This window comes from Qipengyuania flava (assembly GCF_011762005.1).
Taxonomy (GTDB): Bacteria; Pseudomonadota; Alphaproteobacteria; order Sphingomonadales; family Sphingomonadaceae; genus Qipengyuania; species Qipengyuania flava.
Window position 1 is genome coordinate 1,201,012 of the sequence record NZ_JAASQU010000001.1, and the last position, 19,727, is coordinate 1,220,738.

General features: G+C 63.8%; 22 protein-coding genes. 12 read left to right on the forward strand and 10 right to left on the reverse strand.

The annotated features are described in order from the left end of the window. Nucleotides 1-29 precede the first annotated feature (29 nt). The 7 genes from FHS69_RS05945 to FHS69_RS05975 all read right to left on the reverse strand — a co-directional run bounded on the left by FHS69_RS05945 (nt 30) and on the right by FHS69_RS05975 (nt 4,816). Nucleotides 30-530, reverse strand: coding sequence for a hypothetical protein (locus tag FHS69_RS05945; protein ID WP_067501639.1), 501 nt, complete (start codon nt 528-530; stop codon nt 30-32). Beyond that, complete coding sequence (rsmH, locus tag FHS69_RS05950) at nt 530-1,468, reverse strand: 16S rRNA (cytosine(1402)-N(4))-methyltransferase RsmH (protein ID WP_166776890.1); 939 nt, start codon at nt 1,466-1,468, stop codon at nt 530-532. Before rsmH ends, FHS69_RS05945 begins: the two co-directional genes overlap by 1 nt. Beyond that, complete coding sequence (locus tag FHS69_RS05955; RefSeq protein WP_224800852.1) at nt 1,465-1,890, reverse strand: division/cell wall cluster transcriptional repressor MraZ; 426 nt, start codon at nt 1,888-1,890, stop codon at nt 1,465-1,467. Before FHS69_RS05955 ends, rsmH begins: the two co-directional genes overlap by 4 nt. Before the next feature lie 419 nt (nt 1,891-2,309). Beyond that, nucleotides 2,310-3,068 carry an ABC transporter gene (locus FHS69_RS05960; RefSeq protein ID WP_166776891.1) on the reverse strand — a complete coding sequence of 253 codons (759 nt, stop codon included), beginning with the start codon at nt 3,066-3,068 and terminating at the stop codon, nt 2,310-2,312. Then, nucleotides 3,046-3,408 (reverse strand): hypothetical protein, encoded by a 363-nt coding sequence (locus FHS69_RS05965; protein WP_341801726.1) that lies wholly within the window; start codon nt 3,406-3,408, stop codon nt 3,046-3,048. The genes FHS69_RS05960 and FHS69_RS05965 overlap by 23 nt, the downstream gene beginning before the upstream one ends. 31 nt (nt 3,409-3,439) lie before the next feature. After that, complete coding sequence (locus tag FHS69_RS05970; protein WP_166776892.1) at nt 3,440-4,456, reverse strand: cysteine synthase A; 1,017 nt, start codon at nt 4,454-4,456, stop codon at nt 3,440-3,442. Between the two features lie 42 nt (nt 4,457-4,498). Further along, on the reverse strand, nt 4,499-4,816 hold the full coding sequence (locus FHS69_RS05975) for a 2Fe-2S iron-sulfur cluster-binding protein (protein ID WP_067462927.1): 318 nt from the start codon (nt 4,814-4,816) through the stop codon (nt 4,499-4,501). A 90-nt stretch (nt 4,817-4,906) separates the two neighbouring features. Between FHS69_RS05975 and FHS69_RS05980 the strand changes: the two genes are divergently transcribed. After that, nucleotides 4,907-5,524 (forward strand): DNA-3-methyladenine glycosylase family protein, encoded by a 618-nt coding sequence (locus FHS69_RS05980; RefSeq protein ID WP_166777084.1) that lies wholly within the window; start codon nt 4,907-4,909, stop codon nt 5,522-5,524. A 22-nt stretch (nt 5,525-5,546) separates the two neighbouring features. After that, entirely contained in the window at nt 5,547-6,353 is an 807-nt protein-coding gene (locus FHS69_RS05985; protein WP_166776893.1) for an SDR family oxidoreductase, read from the forward strand. 3 nt (nt 6,354-6,356) lie between these two features. Here the strand turns inward: FHS69_RS05985 and FHS69_RS05990 are convergent, their stop codons facing one another. Beyond that, nucleotides 6,357-6,650 carry a 4a-hydroxytetrahydrobiopterin dehydratase gene (locus tag FHS69_RS05990; protein ID WP_067462917.1) on the reverse strand — a complete coding sequence of 98 codons (294 nt, stop codon included), beginning with the start codon at nt 6,648-6,650 and terminating at the stop codon, nt 6,357-6,359. Nucleotides 6,651-6,708: 58 nt separating this feature from the next. Between FHS69_RS05990 and ccmA the strand changes: the two genes are divergently transcribed. Then, nucleotides 6,709-7,290, forward strand: a complete 582-nt coding sequence (ccmA, locus tag FHS69_RS05995) for a heme ABC exporter ATP-binding protein CcmA (protein WP_166776894.1) — start codon at nt 6,709-6,711, stop codon at nt 7,288-7,290. Further along, nucleotides 7,287-7,943, forward strand: a complete 657-nt coding sequence (locus FHS69_RS06000; protein WP_166776895.1) for a heme exporter protein CcmB — start codon at nt 7,287-7,289, stop codon at nt 7,941-7,943. Before ccmA ends, FHS69_RS06000 begins: the two co-directional genes overlap by 4 nt. Here FHS69_RS06000 and map read toward each other — a convergent pair. Together map and FHS69_RS06010 are read right to left on the reverse strand one after the other, a co-directional pair. Then, entirely contained in the window at nt 7,940-8,767 is an 828-nt protein-coding gene (gene map, locus FHS69_RS06005) for a type I methionyl aminopeptidase (RefSeq protein ID WP_067501502.1), read from the reverse strand. The genes FHS69_RS06000 and map overlap by 4 nt on opposite strands. A gap of 40 nt (nt 8,768-8,807) precedes the next feature. Further along, a complete protein-coding gene (locus tag FHS69_RS06010) occupies nt 8,808-9,614 on the reverse strand; it encodes a PdaC/SigV domain-containing protein (RefSeq protein WP_166776896.1) in 807 nt (268 codons plus the stop codon). A gap of 46 nt (nt 9,615-9,660) precedes the next feature. Here FHS69_RS06010 and FHS69_RS06015 point away from each other — a divergent pair, with 46 nt between their 5' ends. The 8 genes from FHS69_RS06015 to FHS69_RS06050 all read left to right on the forward strand — a co-directional run bounded on the left by FHS69_RS06015 (nt 9,661) and on the right by FHS69_RS06050 (nt 19,700). Beyond that, nucleotides 9,661-11,049: a leucyl aminopeptidase family protein gene (locus FHS69_RS06015; protein WP_166776897.1), complete on the forward strand. Its 1,389-nt coding sequence runs from the start codon at nt 9,661-9,663 to the stop codon at nt 11,047-11,049. A gap of 74 nt (nt 11,050-11,123) precedes the next feature. Next, nucleotides 11,124-11,477, forward strand: coding sequence for a hypothetical protein (locus FHS69_RS13825; RefSeq protein WP_166776898.1), 354 nt, complete (start codon nt 11,124-11,126; stop codon nt 11,475-11,477). Then, a complete protein-coding gene (gene argC / locus FHS69_RS06025) occupies nt 11,467-12,405 on the forward strand; it encodes an N-acetyl-gamma-glutamyl-phosphate reductase (RefSeq protein WP_166776899.1) in 939 nt (312 codons plus the stop codon). Before FHS69_RS13825 ends, argC begins: the two co-directional genes overlap by 11 nt. Nucleotides 12,406-12,574: 169 nt before the next feature. Then, nucleotides 12,575-12,913: a P-II family nitrogen regulator gene (locus tag FHS69_RS06030; protein ID WP_067462894.1), complete on the forward strand. Its 339-nt coding sequence runs from the start codon at nt 12,575-12,577 to the stop codon at nt 12,911-12,913. A gap of 55 nt (nt 12,914-12,968) precedes the next feature. After that, the gene (glnA, locus tag FHS69_RS06035; RefSeq protein WP_067462889.1) at nt 12,969-14,378 is read left to right on the forward strand and encodes a type I glutamate--ammonia ligase; all 1,410 of its coding nucleotides are present in this window, start codon (nt 12,969-12,971) and stop codon (nt 14,376-14,378) included. A gap of 253 nt (nt 14,379-14,631) precedes the next feature. Continuing rightward, nucleotides 14,632-18,084 carry an autotransporter domain-containing protein gene (locus FHS69_RS06040; protein WP_243844534.1) on the forward strand — a complete coding sequence of 1,151 codons (3,453 nt, stop codon included), beginning with the start codon at nt 14,632-14,634 and terminating at the stop codon, nt 18,082-18,084. Nucleotides 18,085-18,218: 134 nt separating this feature from the next. Further along, nucleotides 18,219-18,815, forward strand: a complete 597-nt coding sequence (locus FHS69_RS06045) for a lysozyme (protein WP_166776901.1) — start codon at nt 18,219-18,221, stop codon at nt 18,813-18,815. Nucleotides 18,816-18,908: 93 nt separating this feature from the next. Next, nucleotides 18,909-19,700, forward strand: a complete 792-nt coding sequence (locus FHS69_RS06050) for a hypothetical protein (protein ID WP_166776902.1) — start codon at nt 18,909-18,911, stop codon at nt 19,698-19,700. The last annotated feature ends 27 nt before the right edge of the window (nt 19,701-19,727 follow it).

The window sequence follows — 19,727 nt, forward strand, 5'->3', positions numbered from 1 at the left end:
GATCGCGGGACCGAAGCCGGAGAAGGCGTTCACTGGCTCACCTCGGCGACGCCCGCCATGCCGACCGCGGGGCTGGCCAGTCGTTCGGCGAGACCGCTGGCGGTCACGACATCGCGGCCATCGACAGGCGTTGCGTTATCCGCCTCGCCCTCGATCCATTCGGCGAACAAGCCTTCGCTTTCGCGCGCGGGCCGGTTGAGCGCGACACGTACGGGCGACGGGGCATCGACGCCGCGCGGAGTACCGAGCGCGGCAAGCTGCCGTTCGCTCTCGAGATACTGGTCGGCGCGCGGCGCGGAATAGCCGAACTCGACCGCGTTCCAGTTGGACAGTTGCTGCTGGCTTGCGCGGGTCTCGAACTCGGTTTCGAGCATCAGCTTGGCCTGCTGCGCGGCAATGATCCGACGTTCGGCGAGACGCACATCGCTTTTGACCGCGTTGACCTTGAAAGTCAGAGCGAGAAGCAAGGCGAAACAGATCGCCAGCACCAAAGCCCAGCCGATCTGCCGGATACGCGAACCGCCCACCATCACGCGGCCTCCCGCGCGGGCGTGGCCGTGCGTGTCGCATGGCGCAGAACCGACGAGCGTGCGCGCGGATTGCGTTCCAGTTCTGCCTCGCCCGGCTTGATCGCCTTGCTGACCTGCGAAAAGACCGGATCGTCCTGCGCCGCCAAAGGGACGTGACGCGAAGCGCTCGGGGTTGAGGATGCCTCGCGCAGGAAGCGCTTGACGATCCGGTCTTCGAGGCTGTGGAAGCTGACCACCGCAAGGCGGCCCCCTTCACGCAGCAGGCTTTCGGCGGCCGACAGCCCTGCGGACAGTTCGTCGAGCTCGCCGTTCACATGGATGCGCACGGCCTGGAAGGTACGCGTGGCCGGGTCCTTCTTGTCGTGCGGTTTATGGCCCAATGCCCTGCGCACGATGCGTGCGAGTTCGCCGGTCGTCTCGAGCGGGCGCGCTGCCACGATCGCGCGCGCCACGCGGCGCGACTGACGTTCCTCGCCATAGGTATAGAGCACATCGGCGATGGCTTTTTCATCGGCCGTGTTGAGGAAATCGGCAGCACTGGCGCCATCCTGGCTCATCCGCATGTCGAGCGGACCGTCGGCAGAGAAGGCGAAACCGCGATGCGCCTGGTCGAGCTGCATCGAGGACACGCCGATATCCATTACCACGCCATCGACCCGCGCAAGGCCAACCGACGTCATGACGTCAAGCATCTCGGAGAAGCGATGCGGGTGGAGGACGAGGCGCGGCGGGCTTTCCTGGGTTTCCGCCCAGCGCTGCCCTGCGGCGATGGCGTCGGGATCGCGGTCGAACGCATGCACCGTGGCGCCGCGATCGAGCAAGGCGCGCGTATATCCGCCCGCGCCGAAGGTCGCATCGATAACGACGTCGCCCGGCTGCGGGTCAAGCGCAGCGATGACCTCTTCGAGGAGGACGGGAACATGCGGAGCGGCGCTCATTTGCCCCTCGCCTTCGCATCGGCGAGGAAACTGTCGCAGGCCGCCTTCGCGCCCGCCCAGTCGTCACCCATCTGCGCCAGTTCGGCAGGGTTCCACAGTGTGAAGAAGCGTCCGCCACCCTGGAAGTACAGGCCGTCTTCGATCTTGCCGAGCAAGCGCAAGTGATCGGGCATGACGAAGCGCCCGCTGTCGTCGAAGGGCATTTCCTGGAAGCCGAATAGCTGGCTCGATCGCGTGTCGCGGTCGAATTCCTTGCCCAGTCGCACCGCGAGCTCTTCCTCGCGATCGAGCTGGGCTTCGAGTTCAGGTTTGCGCGAGAGGCCGAAGCCGACGAGGCAGTTCCAGCTGGTATGCTTGGACAGGCACAGGACACGACCGTCGCTGCTCTCCTTCACCGCCTTGCGAAAGAGGGGCGGAAGCACAAAGCGGCCCTTATCGCCCGCGGGCGAATAGGCCTGACCACTGTACCCTCCAAAAGACACTTGCCCCGAACCTCGAATGCGGTTTCGCTTACCTCCTCACCGCACAGGACCACCCACTCGCCCAGCCGATAGGGCGAGCCGCCCCGCCTGCCGGCAGCGCGCGCAGTGACAGTCCTTGTCCGATGTGATGCCGGTTTATCGCGGGCATCGCGGGGATGAAAGGGAAAATTGCGGGAATTTACGGGATAAGTCCGTAAGCAATTGTATTTTAAATATTATTTTAGAAGACGCGAACTCGAAACTCCTGCTAAACTGTTAAGGAAGCGCCTGGAAAACGGGGAGAATCCCGTAGCGGATTCGGGCGATCCCGGGATTTCCCGGGTCCCATCCCGTATTATCCCGCACGGCGTGGCAAAGCGCTATTTCCCGGAGAGCAGCGTGGCCAAGGTCTGCCAAAGGGCAGCCCGGCGCTCGGGCGGCGGAGGGGCGTCGCCCTCCCAATCGAATACCGCCGCATCGGCGATGACGAGAACATGGCCGTCCCCTATGGCGCAGCGTGCAGCCAAACGGTCGGCATAAAGAGTGCAGTCGCCTGCGGCAGGCGCGGGCGCCAGTTGCAAGCGTCCGGCAAGACGAACCGGAATGTCCACGCCATTCAACGCGACCGATTGCTCCTCTGCCGGTTGCGCATCATCGAAGGTAAGCGTCAGCCCCCAGTGATCGAGGATGGGCGACAACAGCACGACATCCTGCGGTCTCCGCCGATCCCCAATGGGGTAATGAGAGTGCCTGGTGAGCATCGGGTCGGCGAAGATGACCGCGCGACCACCTTTGCGAACCCAGGCATCGAAGGCCATGTTCTCGGAGGGTGCAAGAGCGCGCGGCTGAGCGAGCACGACGCGCTTCAGCCCGGCAAGCGCTTCTGCCTCGAGCGTATCGAGCGGCACCATCGTCAGGCGCGTCTCCATTTCCTCCCGCACCCAGTCGGGCTTCGCCGATCCATCGAGCATGGCGCCGAACGCGCCCTCACCCCAATAGATCGGCAGGGTCGAGAAGAACCCGACATCGGGCTTGGGACCCGCGGGCTCATCCCCCGCCGGGACAGCTGAACACGCTGCAGCGCCCAGCGCCAGCGTCAGAGCTGCGACGAACGCGTCAATTGGGCGCGGGAAGCGCATCGCCCTCGCCCATCGGTCCGGCCGTCGGCGTTGCAGACGGCGTCGCGGTCGGTTGCGCGGGCAGGTCGGGGACCACACCCGCTTCGACCAGAGGATCGTTCTGCGGGGGCGCCTGAGTGGGCTCGGTGGTCGGAGCGGCCGCGGGAACCGTTGTCGCATCGGTCTCGGCCGCGCGGTCCTGGATGATGCTTGCCAAGCCGACGAGGAGGATCATCATCACGATCCCCGTAATGCCGATCTGCAACCGCTGCATCGTGCGTTCGCGCCGCGCATCGTTGCCGGGTACGTCGGGCAGTTCGCCCACCGGCGGCTTGCGGCTCATGTCGAAGAATTGATGCACCCGCATAAGCCTAGGCACGCTTGCTCAGCAGTCAATCGCCCGATTGCAACCAATCGAACACCGGCAGTCCATTGGCCTTAAGCCATTCGGGATTGTACAGCGTCGAAAGGTAGCGGAAGCCCGTGTCGCACAGGATCGTGGCGACCCGCGGGTTGTCGCGCCCCTCGGCGACCAATTGCTTGCCCAGTGCGACCGCACCGGCAACGTTGATGCCCGAAGACAGACCCAGACTGAGCCCTTCCTCGCGCAGCAGGCGTTCGACCCAAGACAGACCTTCTTCGTCCGAAACCCGGAATTGCGTATCGATCGGCGCGCCTTCGAGATTACCGGTTATGCGCCCCTGCCCGATGCCTTCGGCCACGGAAGACCCTTCGGCCTTCAATTCGCCATGCGCGAAGTAATTGTACAGCGCCGCACCGTGCGGATCGGTGAGTGCGATGGTAACGTTCTCGTCGAATTCCTTGAGGCCCATCCCGACCCCGGCGATCGTCCCGCCGGTTCCGGCGGCGCAGGTAAACCCGTCGATCCGCCCTTCGAGCTGTTCCCACAGTTCCTTCGCCGTGGTCTCGATATGCGCCTTGCGGTTGGCGGTATTGTCGAACTGGCCGGCCCAGATCGCCCCGTCGATTTCCTCAGCCATCCGGCGCGAGACGTGCTGGAAATGGTTGCAATCGGCATATTTGGTAGGCGGCACTGTAACCAATTCCGCGCCCAGTGCGCGGATGGTCTGCATCTTTTCCTGCGACTGGTTGTCGGGCATTACGATGATCGTGCGATAGCCCAGCGCATTCGCGACCAGCGCAATGCCGATCCCGGTGTTGCCGGCCGTGCCCTCGACCACCGTGCCTCCTGCCTTGAGCTCGCCCCGCGCTTCGGCATCACGAATGATGTAGAGCGCGGCGCGGTCCTTTACCGAGGCACCGGGATTGGTGAATTCACACTTGCCATAGATGTCGCAGCCGGCTTCCGCGCTGGGTCCCTCGAGGCGAACCAGCGGCGTATTGCCGATGAGGTCGAGCGTATGCTCGCGTACGGGAATTGAAGTCATGCTGGGCGAGTTAGGCGGTGCGAGCCCAACCCGCAAACAACATCAATCTTCAGGCGCGATAGTAACCTTCAGCCCGTCCAGTTCGGGGGTAAAGGGAATCTGGCACGACAGGCGCGAGGTCGGCTGGCGATGATCGGTCGATTCCAGCAGATCGTCCTCGTCTTCGGTCATTTCGGGCAGCTTGTCGGAATAGGCCGCATCGACATGGACATGGCAGGTCGCGCACGAACAGCAACCGCCGCACAGCGCCAGCAGCTCGTCGAAACCATTGTCGCGGATCGCTTCCATCACGGTGAGGCCGTCGGCGACGTCGATTTCGCTGGTTTCGCCTTCACGAGTGGTCACGATCAGTTTGGGCATTGCGTCTATCCTCGGTTGCAAAGGGCCACTGGCCGACCCTATGCGAGCGGCTGCTATTCAATCGTGACCGGGAAGGCAAGCGCACTCGCCATGGGTCTGTCCAATGCACAGCTACGCGACCACCTCGATGCGGTGGCGGCCGAGGACCCCGTGGTCGCCGGAGCGCTCGAGCGGTGCGGCTATCCTGAGGAGCGGATCCGGCCGACGGGCTACCGCACGCTGCTGCGCACGATCGTCGGCCAGCAGGTCAGCGTTGCTTCCGCCGATGCGGTCTGGGGAAAACTCGAAGCCGAACTCGGCGAAGATATGCAGGCTGAGGAATTGCTCGCCCGCGATTTCGATACGCTGCGCGCATGCGGGCTTTCGCGGCAGAAACAGGGTTATGCTCGCAGCTTATGCGAACTGGTCACCAGCAATGAACTGGACCTCGCCAGCCTGCCCGCGGACGATGAAGAGGCCATTGCCGAACTCGTACGCATCAAGGGCATCGGTCGCTGGTCGGCGGAGATCTATCTCCTGTTCGCCGAGGGACGCCCTGATATCTGGCCGGCAGGAGACCTCGCGGTGCAGGAAGCCGTCGGCCGGATGCTGACGCTGTCCGCGCGGCCGAGCGAAAAGGAAACGCGCGAGATCGGGGCACGCTGGCAGCCCCATCGCGGGGCCATGGCGATTTTCACCTGGCATGCCTATACAAATGCAGCGCTGTGATGCGCGAACGGGAGGGAATTCGATGAGCGATCGCAAGGCGATTTACATTACCGGCGGCGGATCGGGGATCGGCCGGGCCGTGGCACTGCACTTCGCCGAACGCGGCTGGTTCGTTGGCCTCGGCGATATCGACAAGACGGGATTGCACGAAACCGCCGAACTGATCGGCAATGGCTTCGTCTATACGCATCTGCACGACGTGCGCGACCGCACCGCGTGGGACGAAGCGCTCGAGGCGTTCTCGGTCGCGACCGGCGGCCGCATCGATGTCCTGTTCAACAACGCCGGTATCCCGCTGGGCGGATCGCTGATCGAGAACAGTCCGGAAGAAATAGAGCGCTGTCTCGACATCAACCTCAAGGGCGTGCTGTTCGGCGCGCAGGCGGCCTACCCCTATCTGCAGAAGACGGCGCCCGGGTCGTGCCTGCTCAACACTGCGAGCGCTGCCGGCATCTATGGAACGCCCGGCGCCAGCGTCTACTCGGCGACCAAATTCGGCGTTCGCGCCATAACCGAAAGCCTCGATGGCGAATGGGCGGCTGACGGGATCGATGTGCGTTCGCTCATGCCCAGCTTCATCGACACGCCGCTGCTCGATCACAATCCCAACGCCCGGTCGAACGAAGGCATCCGCCAGCGCGTGACCGATTCCGGCCTCGAGATCACGCCGGTGGGCGACGTGGCGGCGGCGGCATGGGCCGCGGTGCATGGCGAAAGGCTGCACACCACCGTCGGCAAGACCGCCAAACGCATGGCCTTTGCCGCGCGGTGGTTGCCGGGTCGGGTGCGCAAGGGAACCCGCGCTGGCGGGCGTCCGATGGGCCGGTAAGTCCTAGCCGAGCAGCGCGTCGATCTTGCGCGCCATCTTCACGTCGCGCAGCGAGAGACCACCTGCATCATGCGTGGTCAGCGTGATCTCGACACGATTGTAGACATTGGACCATTCGGGGTGATGATCGCGCGTTTCCGCGATCAATGCCACGCGTGTCATGAAGGCGAACGCTTCGGAGAAATCGGCAAATTCGAACTTGCGTTCGATCGCATCGCCGTCGCGGCACAGGCTCCATTGGGGCAGTGCGCTCAACCAGCTCTTGCGGTCTTCCTCGCTTAGCTGTTCGACGGTCATGGGTAGCGAATCTCCTCTAGCTTGTCGCTCGCGCGCCTTTTGCCTATCGCTCCAGCCCATGCAACCTCGCCTCGTCGCAAAGGATCTGGCCTGCCGCCGCGGCGAGCGCTTGCTCTTCCGCGGGCTCTCCTTCGCCTGCGCACCCGGTGACGCGCTGCTTGTCGCAGGGGCGAACGGGATCGGCAAGTCGAGCCTGATCCGGATGCTTGCCGGGCTGCTCAGGCCCATAGCGGGATCGGTCGCAAGCGAAGGTGCAATCGGCCTGGTCGATGAACGGCTGGCACTCGATCCGAACCTGCCGCTGGGTCAGGCGCTGCGTTTCTGGGAACGGCTGGATGATTGCGTGGCCCCGGCGCGCGCGCACGAAATCCTGCAGCTCGAACCGCTGCTCGACGTGCCCGTACGCTATCTCTCCACGGGGCAGAAGAAACGCGCCGCGCTGGCGCGGCTGCTCAACCGGTCCTGTCCGATCTGGCTGCTCGACGAACCGCTCAACGGGCTCGACACGCAGGCGCAGGCGAGCTTCGAGGCCCTGATCGCCCAGCATTGCGCGGCCGGGGGCATCGCGCTGGTCGCTTCGCATCAGGGCATCGCCCTGCCCGATCCGGCGCGTGTCGAATTGGCGGAGTATGCGGCGTGATCGGCACTCTGCTGCGACGCGATCTCGGCTTGTTGCTTCCCGGCGGGCGCGGCGGCGGGGGCGTCCTGCCGCTGCTGTTCTTCCTCGCGGTGGCGATGCTCTATCCCTTCGCTGTCGGCCCGGACGCGCAATTGCTGGCGCGGACCGGCGGCGGAGTAATCTGGGTCGCGGCGCTGCTGGCTGCGATCCTGCCGCTGGAGAAGCTCGTGGCGGCCGATCTCGAGGCGGGGGTTTTCGACCAGTTGCACCTGCGCGGCGTCAGCGAAGAATGGGCAATGACTTCACGCCTGCTCGCGCATTGGCTGGCCTTCGCTCCGCTCCTGCTGCTCGCAACGCTGCCCGCCGCGGCACTGCTCGGCATCTCGGAGGCGACGACGCGGATCGTGCTGCTGGGGCTGCTCGCCGGGACACCGGGGCTTGCCGCCGTCGGCCTTGCCGTTGCCGCGTTGACAGCCAGCCTGCGCGGCGGGGCGGCACTGGCGGGGCTGATGGTGATCCCGCTCGCCGTGCCGATCCTGATTTTCGGTGCGGGCACGCTCGCGCGCCCCGACGACACGGGCGGTTTGCTGCTGACAGCCGCGCTCAGCCTCGGCCTGTGCGCGGTCACGCCGTTCGTCGCCGGCGGCGCTATCAGGGCCGCGCGCGAAGCCTAGTAAGGCGGCTTGTGCAGCCCTTTGGGGCTCTCGGTGAAAATCTCCACCCCGTCATCGGTGATGGCGATCGAATGTTCGAACTGCGCACTGAGCGACTTGTCGCGGGTGACTGCAGTCCAGCCGTCGCGAAGAATTTTGGCGTGCGGCCGCCCGGCATTGATCATCGGTTCGATGGTGAAGAACATGCCCGGCTTCAGTTCGGGGCCCGTTCCGGCGCGCGCCGCGTGGATCACCTCGGGCGCATCGTGGAACAATCGTCCGAGGCCGTGACCGCAGAATTCCTGCACGACTCCATAGCGGAACTGGCGCGCATGCGCTTCGATCGCTGCGCCGATATCGCCCAGCCGCGCGCCCGGCTTCGCCGCCGCTTCGATGCCGAGCATGAGGCATTCATAGGTCACGTCGACCAGTCGTTGCGCCTTGAGCGACGGCTCGCCAGCGAAGAACATGCGGCTGGTATCGCCATGCCATCCGTCGAGCAGAGGGGTCACGTCGATATTGACGATGTCGCCGTCCTTCAGCGCCTTGTCCGACGGGATTCCATGGCAGATGACGTGGTTGATCGAAGTGCAGCAGCTATGCGTGTAGCCACGATAGCCCATTGTTGCAGGCACTGCGCCCGCATCGAGCATCATCGTGCGCGCCTTGTCGTCGATCTCGCCGGTGGTCACCCCCGGCTGGACGAACCCGGTCAGTTCGTCGAGTATTTCGGCCGCAAGCCGGCCGGCCTTGCGCATGCCCTCGTAGCCGTCCGGCCCGTGGAGCTTGATCGTACCGTCGCGATAGACGGTCTCGTCGCCTTCGATTACCTGATATTCGGTCATGCTGCCCACATAGTCGCTCGGTCGGCGAATTGCGAGGGGCCTAGCGCTTCACGCTGAACGCCCCGGCATAGGCAGGTCTCACTGCATCGATGACCGAAGCGGTCACCGGAAAATCGAGTTCGTAGGCCCCTTCCGCGTAAGCACCGGCGACATAGGGGCCGAAATAAACGGCCAGCCGGTCGAAGCTCCTGCCATTGGACGAACCAATTAGGACGGTCGCCTCGTCGAGGCCCGGACACTTGTCGAACATGTCATCGCTATCGGGTTCGACCGCAAAGCCCCGCCGCTCGCTGCGTTCGGCGTTGAGCGTATCGCATAGCCGCTGGCCCAGCGCCTGCTCCAGCGCGACCGGAGAATTGAACAGCGCGATGCCGTCGACGGCCTGCTCTTCCTCGCGGTCCCAAACGAGCGATTGCACGCCATACATGCCGTGCGCGCCACCCGAATAGCTTGCCATCTCACCCGACAGGCTGAGATAGCGCGGCAGATCCGCGACCACCTTCCATTCCATCGAAGCGCTGTGCTGGCGCGGCGTATACTCGGCATCCTGGGCAGCGTCCCAATCCTCGTCGGCATCGGCAACGAGCCGTGTGCGCAGAGCATCGGCTTTCGTTCTCATGATCTTCGCCAGCCCGGGTTCTGCCGATGCTTCGGCAGGCCAGCCATAGGCGAAGAGATAGCGATCGGTTTCCTCCTCCAACTCCTGAGCCTTCGCCGCAACGGGTGTCGCATTCGCGGTCGGCGAAGTGGGTTCCGTCTCGACGCCCGCACGTTCGGCATAGCCGGTTCCATCGGAACAGGCCGCACTCGACAGGGCGAGCGAAATCAGGAACAGGGGCGCACGCATTGCGGTTTCCTTACCGTATACCGGATAATTCAGAGGCAATTCGAATATGGCCGACAACGATCCGCTTATCCAGCCCGACCGCGGGCAGGACGCGATTTCTCTGCATCTCGTCAACCGCGACGGCTTCCCCGAGTGGGTGAAGAAACTGTCCACCACCCAGCGCACCGCGCTCGAAGCGCAGAAGTTCGAGGGCAGCGGCTACCAGGTCGGAATCGTGCCCGATGGTGACAGCTGGTTTGCGGTCGGCGGAGTCGCGAACCCGGCGGAGCTTTCGAGCTGGTGCATGGCCAAACTGGCGGAAGCATTGCCCGCCGGCACATATCGCCGCGCTGAAGGTGAACCCGGCCCCGCCGTGCATGGCTGGCAGACCGCTCAATATGTCTTCGATCGCTACAAGCAGCCCGAACGTCCGGTCGGTCCACGGGTCCTGCTGACGAAAGACGTGGGTGCGATCGACAATGCAATCGCCGAAGCGAAAGCGGTTTGCCTGGTGCGCGACCTCGTCAACACGCCCGCCGAAGATATGGGGCCTGCCGCGCTTGAGGCTCAATGTGAAGAACTGGCCAAGGCACACTCCGCGGAGCTCAAGGTCACTCGCGGAGACACGCTCGAGCAGGAATATCCGATGGTCCACGCGGTCGGGCGCGCCGCTGCACGTCATCATGCGCCGCGGATCATGCACCTTACATGGGGCAAGGAAAGCGACCCGGTCCTCGCGATTGTCGGCAAGGGCGTGTGTTTCGATAGCGGCGGTCTCGACGTCAAGAGTTCGACCGGAATGCTGCTGATGAAAAAGGACATGGGCGGTGCGGCGCATGCCATCGCGCTGGCCGGCCTAGTGATGGGCGCCGGACTGCCCGTTCGCTTGCACTTGCTGGTTCCCGCAGTCGAGAATGCGATCAGTTCGAACAGTTTCCGGCCGGGCGATGTCCTGAAGAGCCGGAAGGGGCTGACTGTCGAAATCGGCAATACCGATGCCGAAGGCCGCCTGATTCTTGGCGATGCTCTCCAGCGCGCGAGCGAGGAAAAGCCTGAACTGATCCTCGATTTTGCGACGCTGACGGGCGCCGCCCGCGTCGCGCTCGGCCCCGACTACCCGGCGCTGATGACGCGCCGCGACGAGACCGCCGATGCGCTGATCGCCGCAGGCAGGGCGCATGATGACGAGCCCTGGCGCCTCCCCCTGCCCGACAGCTATCGCGAATGGCTGAATTCGGACATCGCCGATACCAACAACGCGCATGGCAATGCCTTTGCCGGTGCGAGTGTCGCGGGCCTGTTCCTGGACAAGTTCGTCGGCGACGGCATCGACTGGGCCCATTTCGATACCTTTGCCTGGCGCCCGCAGGCCAAGCCGGGCCGGCCCAAGGGTGGCGATGCCTATGGCCTGCGCGCCGCCTGGCACATGTTGCGCGACCGTTTCGGCAGGCCCTGAGCCCGGCAAACTTGCCTGAAAGGCCCCGCCCCGCTAAGCGCCCGCGACGTTCACAACCGGATTATGCAAACAGCGTGACAGCTTCTTCCAGCTATTCCCTCCCCGAAGGTATCGTCGGATTGAAGGGCCCGGTCGACAGGCCGGCGCCGGGGACGCTGCCGCTGCGCGGCGATTTGGCGCATATCGCGCTGGCGCAGACCTATCTCGCCGCGCATTATGTCATCCCCCAGCCGCGTGCGATCGGTTCGGAGCCCGTCACGATGAAGCTCGCCATGCATGACGACGCCGATGCGGGTGCCGAATTGCCCGCGGGACAGGCAGTGGAACTGCTCGACTGTGCGGGCGACTGGGCATGGGTCGCCTGCGGCCCGGAAGGACCGAGCGGCTACCTCCGGCTCGGTCAGCTGGCCCCTCCCAGTGACGCATAAGGTTTTCATCGACGGCGCTGCCGGAACGACCGGAATCGAGATCGCCGACCGGCTGGCGGGACGCAGCGAGTTCGAGATCCTGCGCCTCGACGAACAGCAGCGCAAGGATTTGGCTGCCCGGCGCGAAGCGCTCAACGCCGCCGACATCGCCATTCTCTGCCTGCCCGACGATGCCGCGCGCGAAGCGGTCGAACTGATCGATCCCGCCGGCGGTACGCGCGTTATCGATGCATCCTCCGCGCACCGCACCAGCGAAGGCTGGTGTTACGGATTCCCCGAGCTCGTCGGTGCCGAGCGCGTGGCCGATGCGCGGCGCGTGAGCAATCCCGGCTGTTACCCCACGGGATTCCTGGCGCTGGTGGCGCCTTTGGTCAAAGCTGGTCTGCTTCCGGCCGACTGGCCGTTTACGGTCAATGCGGTGAGCGGCTTTTCGGGCGGCGGCAAACCCCTGATCGAACGGTTCCGGTCCGAAGGTGCCCCCGCCTTCCGCGCCTATGGCTACGATCTTGCCCACAAGCACCTCCCCGAGATGCAGGCGCATGCCGGGCTCGACCACCCGGTTATTTTTGCCCCCTCGGTCGTGCCGGCCTATCGCGGCATGCTTGTCGAAGTCCCGCTTCATCTCGGGGCAATGGTCGCCACGCCGCATGCCGACGACCTGCGGGCCGCGCTGTCCGATTTCTACGCGGATGCGCGGCTCGTGAAGGTGCACGGTTCGGCTCCGGTCGGTGAACTGCTGCTCGAAACCGACGCTGAAGCGACCGATGGCCTCGAACTCTTCGTATTCGCTAACGAGGGCGGCTGGAACGCGCGCCTGGTCGCGCGGCTGGACAATCTTGGCAAGGGCGCCAGCGGTGCCGCCGTCCAGAACCTCAACCTCATGTGCGGCCTTCCGGAGACCGCCGGTTTGCGCTTGGCCTCTGCCTAAAAAACGGGCAGGCTCTGTCTGTGCTTCAGGCAGGCGACTCCGATTTCGACGATCCGAACCGCGCAATTGCGCGGATCGTGCAATTGGCACGCTTCTTGGAACACGTGCGAGCACGACGCGTAAGTGACGTGCGACGCGGATCGAAGAACTCTTAGGGGGACACCAGCAGGTGAAAAAGATCGAAGCGATCATCAAGCCCTTCAAGCTCGATGAGGTGAAGGAAGCGCTGCACGAAATCGGCGTATCCGGCATCACCGTCACCGAGGCCAAGGGCTTCGGGCGGCAGAAGGGCCATACCGAACTCTATCGCGGCGCCGAATATGTCGTCGACTTCCTCCCCAAGGTGAAACTCGAAGTGGTGGTGCCCGAAGGCATTGCCGACCGCACGGTCGAAGCGATCGCCGCAGCGGCCCAGACCGGGCGCATCGGCGACGGCAAGATTTTCATCTCGTCGATCGAGGGCGCGCTGCGCATTCGCACCGGCGAACGCGACGACGACGCGATCTGAATAATCGCGGGGTTAGCCCGCACAGACACATCCTGTTCAATCGGAGGCAATACCAATGGCAAGTGCAAGCGACGTCCTGAAACAGATCAAGGACGAAGGCATCGAGTGGGTCGACCTGCGCTTCACCGACCCCAAGGGCAAGTGGCAGCATTTGACCATGGTCGCGAGCGTACTGGGCGAAGACGAACTCGAAGACGGTCTGATGTTCGACGGTTCGTCGATCGCGGGCTGGAAGGTCATCAACGAAAGCGACATGATCCTCAAGCCCGACCTCGAGCGTGTCTATGTCGATCCGTTCAGCGCCGAACCCATGCTGATCGTGTTCTGCGATATCGTCGAACCCTCGACCGGCGAATGGTATGCCCGCGACCCGCGTTCGACCGCCAAGCGCGCCGAAGCCTATCTGAAGTCGACCGGCGTCGGCGACACGATCTATGTCGGCCCCGAAGCCGAATTCTTCATGTTCGACGATGTCCGTTTCGAGGATGGCTATGCCGGATCGGGCTATGCCATCGACGATATCGAACTGCCGACCAACAGCGGCAAGGAATACGAGAGCGGCAACCTTGCGCACCGTCCGCGTGCCAAGGGCGGCTACTTCCCCGTGGCCCCGGTCGACAGCGCCGTCGACATCCGCGGCGAGATGGTCTCGACGATGATCGAAATGGGCCTGCCCTGCGACAAGCACCACCACGAAGTGGCGGCTGCTCAGCACGAGCTCGGCCTCACCTTCGGCACGCTCACCGAGACGGCCGACCGCATGCAGATCTACAAATATGTCGTGCACCAGGTCGCGCACATCTACGGCAAGACCGCGACCTTCATGCCCAAACCGATCAAGGACGATAACGGCTCGGGCATGCACACGCACATGTCGATCTGGGATGGCGGCAAGCCGACCTTCGCGGGCAACCAGTATGGCGGCCTGAGCGAGAACTGCCTCTACTACATCGGCGGTGTCATCAAGCACGCCAAGGCGCTGAACGCCTTCACCAACCCGACCACCAACAGCTACAAGCGCCTGGTGCCGGGCTTCGAAGCCCCCGTGCTGCTCGCCTATTCGGCGCGCAACCGCTCGGCATCGTGCCGCATCCCCTATGGCGCCGGCGACAAGGCGAAGCGCGTCGAGTTCCGCTTCCCCGATGCGATGGCCAACCCCTACCTCGCCTATTCGGCACTGCTGATGGCGGGCCTCGACGGGATCACCAACAAGATCCATCCGGGCGAAGCCATGGACAAGAACCTCTACGATCTGCCGCCCGCCGAACTGGCCGATGTGCCGACCGTCTGCGGCAGTCTGCGCGAAGCACTGGAATCGCTCGAGGCCGACCACGAGTTCCTGCTCAAGGGTGACGTTTTCACCAAGGATCAGATCGAGGCCTATTGCGAATTGAAGTGGGATGAAGTGCTGCGCGTCGAAACCACGCCCTGCGCGGCCGAATTCGACATGTACTACAGCGCCTGACGACAATTCCCGTTTAGACGTACGGACTTATTGCGGGGCGGTCGGATTTATCCGGCCGCCCTTTTTCTTGGTCCTCTCCAAGCGCGCATCCATTTGTATGAAAAAGTGGGTCCTTCATGCCACACGGCTTGGCAATTCCTGACATGCGATGGTCGCAAGCCCCTTCACTTTTCTGAAAGGTGGATGCAAAAGTAACCATCTGCGCGGCTTGGGGCGCGCGCGTTTGCGAACATTTCCTGGAGGGGCCTTCGTAATGAAATCTACGTTCAACCGTACCGGCAGCCGTCTGCTTGCAGGTGCCGCCACCATCGCCTTGTCGTCGGTCGCACTGAGCACACCGGCACATGCCATCGTGCCGAACGACAACTACACTCCGGACGAAATCGTCGACACCGATGAAGAGTTCGCCGGTGTCGGCCAGTTCTACCGCAATGACGGATTCGTCTGCACCGGAACGCTGATCAATCCGCGGACCGTGCTGTTCGCTGCGCACTGCGTGAACGACGTACCCGAAACCGACTACAACACGACGATCCGTTCGGCATTCTCCTTCAACGTGAATGCCCTCCCGGGCTTCATCGACTGGATCAACAACGGCTTCGCCAGCAACCCCGACCTCGCCGTGTTCGACGTCAACCGCATCTATTACGATCCCCGCTCGGTAGCCCGCCCCGACGGGCAGGGCTTCCTTGAAGGTGATATCGCCCTTGCCAGCCTGTCGGACCCGGCTGCGGACCTGCCGACCTGGTCACTGCTGTTCTCACCGCTCCCCACGCCCGAGGAAATCGACGACACCACCGGTACCGGCTATCACGTGAACATTACCGGTTACGGCCGCACCGGTTCGGGTACGAACGGTGACGATCTTGGCATCGACTGGCGCCGCAAATCGGCCGAAAACATGATCGGTGCGCTGACGTCCTTCGACGATCGGAACACCTTCCTGTTCGGCGCGGCCTTCGGCGATCTGCCGCAGGTCCTTTATCGTCTCGACTTCGACGATCCCAACAAGACCAATCCGTTCGATTTCAACCTCTACAAGGACGAGCCACTCGAGCGCGAGGGCACGACTGCCGGCGGCGACTCGGGTGGCCCGCTGATCCTCGATGCCGCGAACAACACGCTGAGCGACGAAGATCTCGTCATTGCCGTCCTTTCAGGCGGCTCGCGGTTCTTCGGCGCACAGGAATTCTCCAGCTACGGTACCGAAAGCTTCTACCAGCCGCTTTACCTGTTCTGGGACTACATCGTCGCGACCAACCCCTATCGCTATGTCACCGCCAAGGCCGGTGACGGCAATTGGGAAGACGGTTCGCACTGGGAGACCACACTCGACCCGGTTTACCGCGTTATCGATGAAAACGGCGACGTGGTGAACGGTCTGCCGACGTCGCCCGGCAACGGCATCACCGGTGATGCGCCGCAATGGGGCGAAGTCTGCTTCGATCCCGAGGGCGACAATGTGGGCGACGGCTGTCAGGACCTCGGCTCGGGCGAAGCCACGCCGCCGGCGCGCAATGCCGATGGCACGGTGTCGTCGGGCATCGGCGAAGCCGATGGCGAGATGCTCGATGCACTGGGCGGCGGCAATGAGGCGAGCCCTACTACTGCTACTTCGGCCAATGGTCGCGGTGCGCTGGGGCGCGACGGATTGATCAACGCCAACGAAGCGCATAACGGCGCACCGGAATTCTCGGAGGAAGTCGCGCACGGCAATGGCGGTGCCGAATTCGCCGAGGAGAACCCGCAGGCGAGCGATGGCGGCAGCCCCGAATTTTCGGATGAGGCACTGCCCGACCCGACGCTCGACAACGGCCTTCCCGGTGCCACCGATTTCGTCCCCGACAACATCGATCCGGTGGTCAGCGCTGACGCTGACGTCAACGTCGACCCGCGGTATTTCGATGTCACGCTGGGCAATGCGGGTACCACCACGCTCAGCAGCGATGTCACCATCGACCGCCTCACCGTGCAGAGCACTGCTGGCCTCGACATCACCGCGGACGGTAGCCTCACCTCGCTGATCGACGTCAGCCAGTTCGGCGGCACGATCACCGTCGATGGCGGACTGACCTCGGTCGGCGACTACACCATCTTCGGCGGCGCGCTGCAGGGTGGGGGCACGGTTACCGCTCCCTTCGTCACCAACATGATGGGTGCGATTTCGCCAGGCACGATCGGCGGAATTGATACGCTGACCATCGACGGTTCGCTGGTGCAATCCTCTGCCGCAACGCTGATGATCGACATCGCGGCCGATGGCACGTCCGACCAGCTCGCCGTGACCGGTGCGGCCGCTATCGACGGCGTCGTCGCCGTGGGTTCCGGCATCACCGCGCAGACCAATGGCCTGGGTCAGGAGTACACCATCCTGACCGCTGACGGCGGGGTGACCGGCACGTTCGTCGAAGGCACGATCTCGGCGATCCTGAGCCAGTCGTTCACCTATACCGACACTGCCGTGATCATGCAGATCGACGCGGCGAGCTATCGCTCGGCGATTTCCGGCGCGAGCGCGGTGCAGTCCAGCTACGCCCGCCTGTTCGACCAGAACCGCGGCAATGCGGCGCTGTCCGAGCTATATGGTCTCGACTTCGCCAGCGCACAGACGATCCAGTCGACCTTCGACGGGCTCGCACCGGTCGGCGAAACCGCCGTCCAGCAGCTGGCGGCGCAGTCGTACCAGAACCTGCAGACGTTCAACGCCAATCGTTTGCGTGAATCGACGCTGGCGAGTTCGGGCGGCACCATCGCCACGATGGGCAACCCGATCCACACGGCGGACATGTCGGTTTCGCGCGGCAGCCAGCCGATCAATGCGGGGGCTATGGGGCTCGACCAGGCGGACGAACCCACCCGCGTCCAGGACGGCGCCATTCGTGAAGACCTGGCGATCTACCTTGCCGGCGGCTTCCTGAGCGGTAGCGGTTCGTCGATGCCGGGCTATGCCGGTCAGACCACGGATGTCGACGGCTACTTCATTGCCGGCGGTCTCGAGTACTTCCCGAGCGATCTGTCGATGATCGGCGTGTCGGGTTACTACTCGGACCTCGAAGCCGATGTGGTGCTCGGCCAGGAAGCCGATTCCCGCATCCTGGCGCTTTCGCTCTACGGTAGCGCAAAGACCGAGGACGGTTTCGTCGTCGACGGCCAGCTCAGCCTGACCGATATCGATATCGACACCACGCGCACCGTCGCCTTCCTCGGCGGTTCGCAGACGCTGACCAGCGAAAGCAGCAACAGCGGCTTCGCGGCTGCGGTCGGCATCAGCTACGATTTCGAAGGCCCGCTGGGCACGATCTCGCCGGGTATCGAGCTGCGCTATGTCGACCACTCGTTCGATCCGGTCACGGAGACCGGCGGAACGCTGGCGCTGCAGATCAACCGCGAGGATGTCGAAAGCCTGCAGGGTCGCATCGGACTGGACTACCAGAATGCCGGTGGCCCGATCCGCATCGATGCCAATATCGATTTCGTGCACGAGTATGAAGACGGCCCGGCCTTCTTTACCGCTCAGTTCGCCGGCGGAACCGGCCCGGCAGTGCCGTTCCTGCTGGCCAATCAGTCGAAAGACTGGGGCGAAGCCGGGCTATCGGTGAAATATGTAACCGGTGCGGCCGCGTTCGGCGTGGGCTTCGACACCACGATCGGTCGCGACAATGCCGATGCGCAAACCTACCGCGCAACGGCGACCTTCAAGTTCTGATCGCCCCGGCGCCAGACACCACGACACAGGGGCCGTCCGGGAGACCGGGCGGCCCTTTTGCTTGAGGGAAACCATTTTCCTACTTTGACCAATCGTGCCTAATCAGGGCGCCTCTTCATTTCAGGAGGCCCCCAATGAACCGCAAACCGATCTTCGATACCCTACGTCGCCTGCTGGGCCGCCCTTTCCGCCAGTCGGAAGTCGTCGCGCTCGATGATGCGATCGACGCCTCGCTCGACCCGCATCCGCAACCACGAAAAACCGAAAGCCCTCACACAGTCGGCGATGCGGGGCTCGAACTGATCCGCCGTTTCGAAGGCTGCGCGCTCAAGCGAGCCGATGGATTGATCGAAGCCTATCCCGACCCGGGGACCGGGGCCGCACCGTGGACGATCGGCTGGGGCGCCACCGGACCGGATATCGGCCCGGGCACCGTGTGGACACAGCAACAGTGTGACGATCGGCTGTCGCAAGACCTCGCCCGCCATGCGCGCGAGGTCGCCGAGGCGGTGCAGGACGCGCCGACATCACAGGCGCAGTTCGATGCGCTTACCAGCTTCCATTATAACACCGGCGCGATCCGGCGAGCGACCTTGCTGCGCTTGCATCGTGCCGGCCGTTTCGAAGAAGCCGCCAATGAATTCTCGCGCTGGACCCGAGCAGGTGGCCGCGTGCTCAATGGCCTCGTCCGCCGACGCGCCGCCGAAGAGTTGCTCTATCGGTCGGGCTAAGCAAACCCCGCCGTTCAATGGCTTGGACAATACGACGAATGGTGGAACCGGAACGATTTGGCTTCCGTTGGGGGATCAAAGGAGAACCCCCTGATGCGTAGCTTTGTCGTGGGAGCGGCTGCTATCGCGCTTGCCTGTGGCAGCGCCCTTGCTGTCCCCGGCACAACCGCGTCAAGCAGCACGTCGACTGAATTTTCGCGAGTATCCTCTTCCGCCGATGCCTCGCCGGAGCTTGATACGCGGCGCTTGGACAAGGCCGTGTACGAGGCTGACCGGAACGCGCTGGCACAGCTTCGCATGGAAACCAAATGGCTTGCCGGCTGCCCGGATGCGCTGGCATCGCGCGTCGGCACGTGTCGCAAGGGCGCAGTGGCCAGTTCCGCGAAGGGTCCGGACGGAACTGCGTTTACCCCTTCCTTTTTCAACCTCGGACAGGCTGATACGGGTAACTTTTCTTACGCTGCGGGCTATCTTCTACGAGAAGCACCGGGCGGGAACGTGACGGGGCATGTCCCGCTGCTGGGCGGCGCACTGGCGATCGGACAGGTTTGGCCAGATGACTATACGAGCGGCCCGCTGCCCGACTACTACATCGACTATTTCGATCTCGGAACGAGTGCATCCTACAGATTCGCCAACGACGTGATTTATCGCGTCGATCCTCAGGACGGTACGATTACCGCCATTGCAGGCATACTCACCGACGACAATTTCGTCATCGGTGAACCGGCGCCCGGCGGCTACGATGTCTACAATGTCCCCTATGCGTTTCGCAGCCGCTACGCGGATAGCGAAACGGCGATCTATCGCTATGCCAACGGTTATGTTTACCGGCTCGACCCGGCGACGCGAGAAGTCGACGCCGTGATCGAGCTACTGATATGACACGCTTTGCAACGAAACGCCGGACGT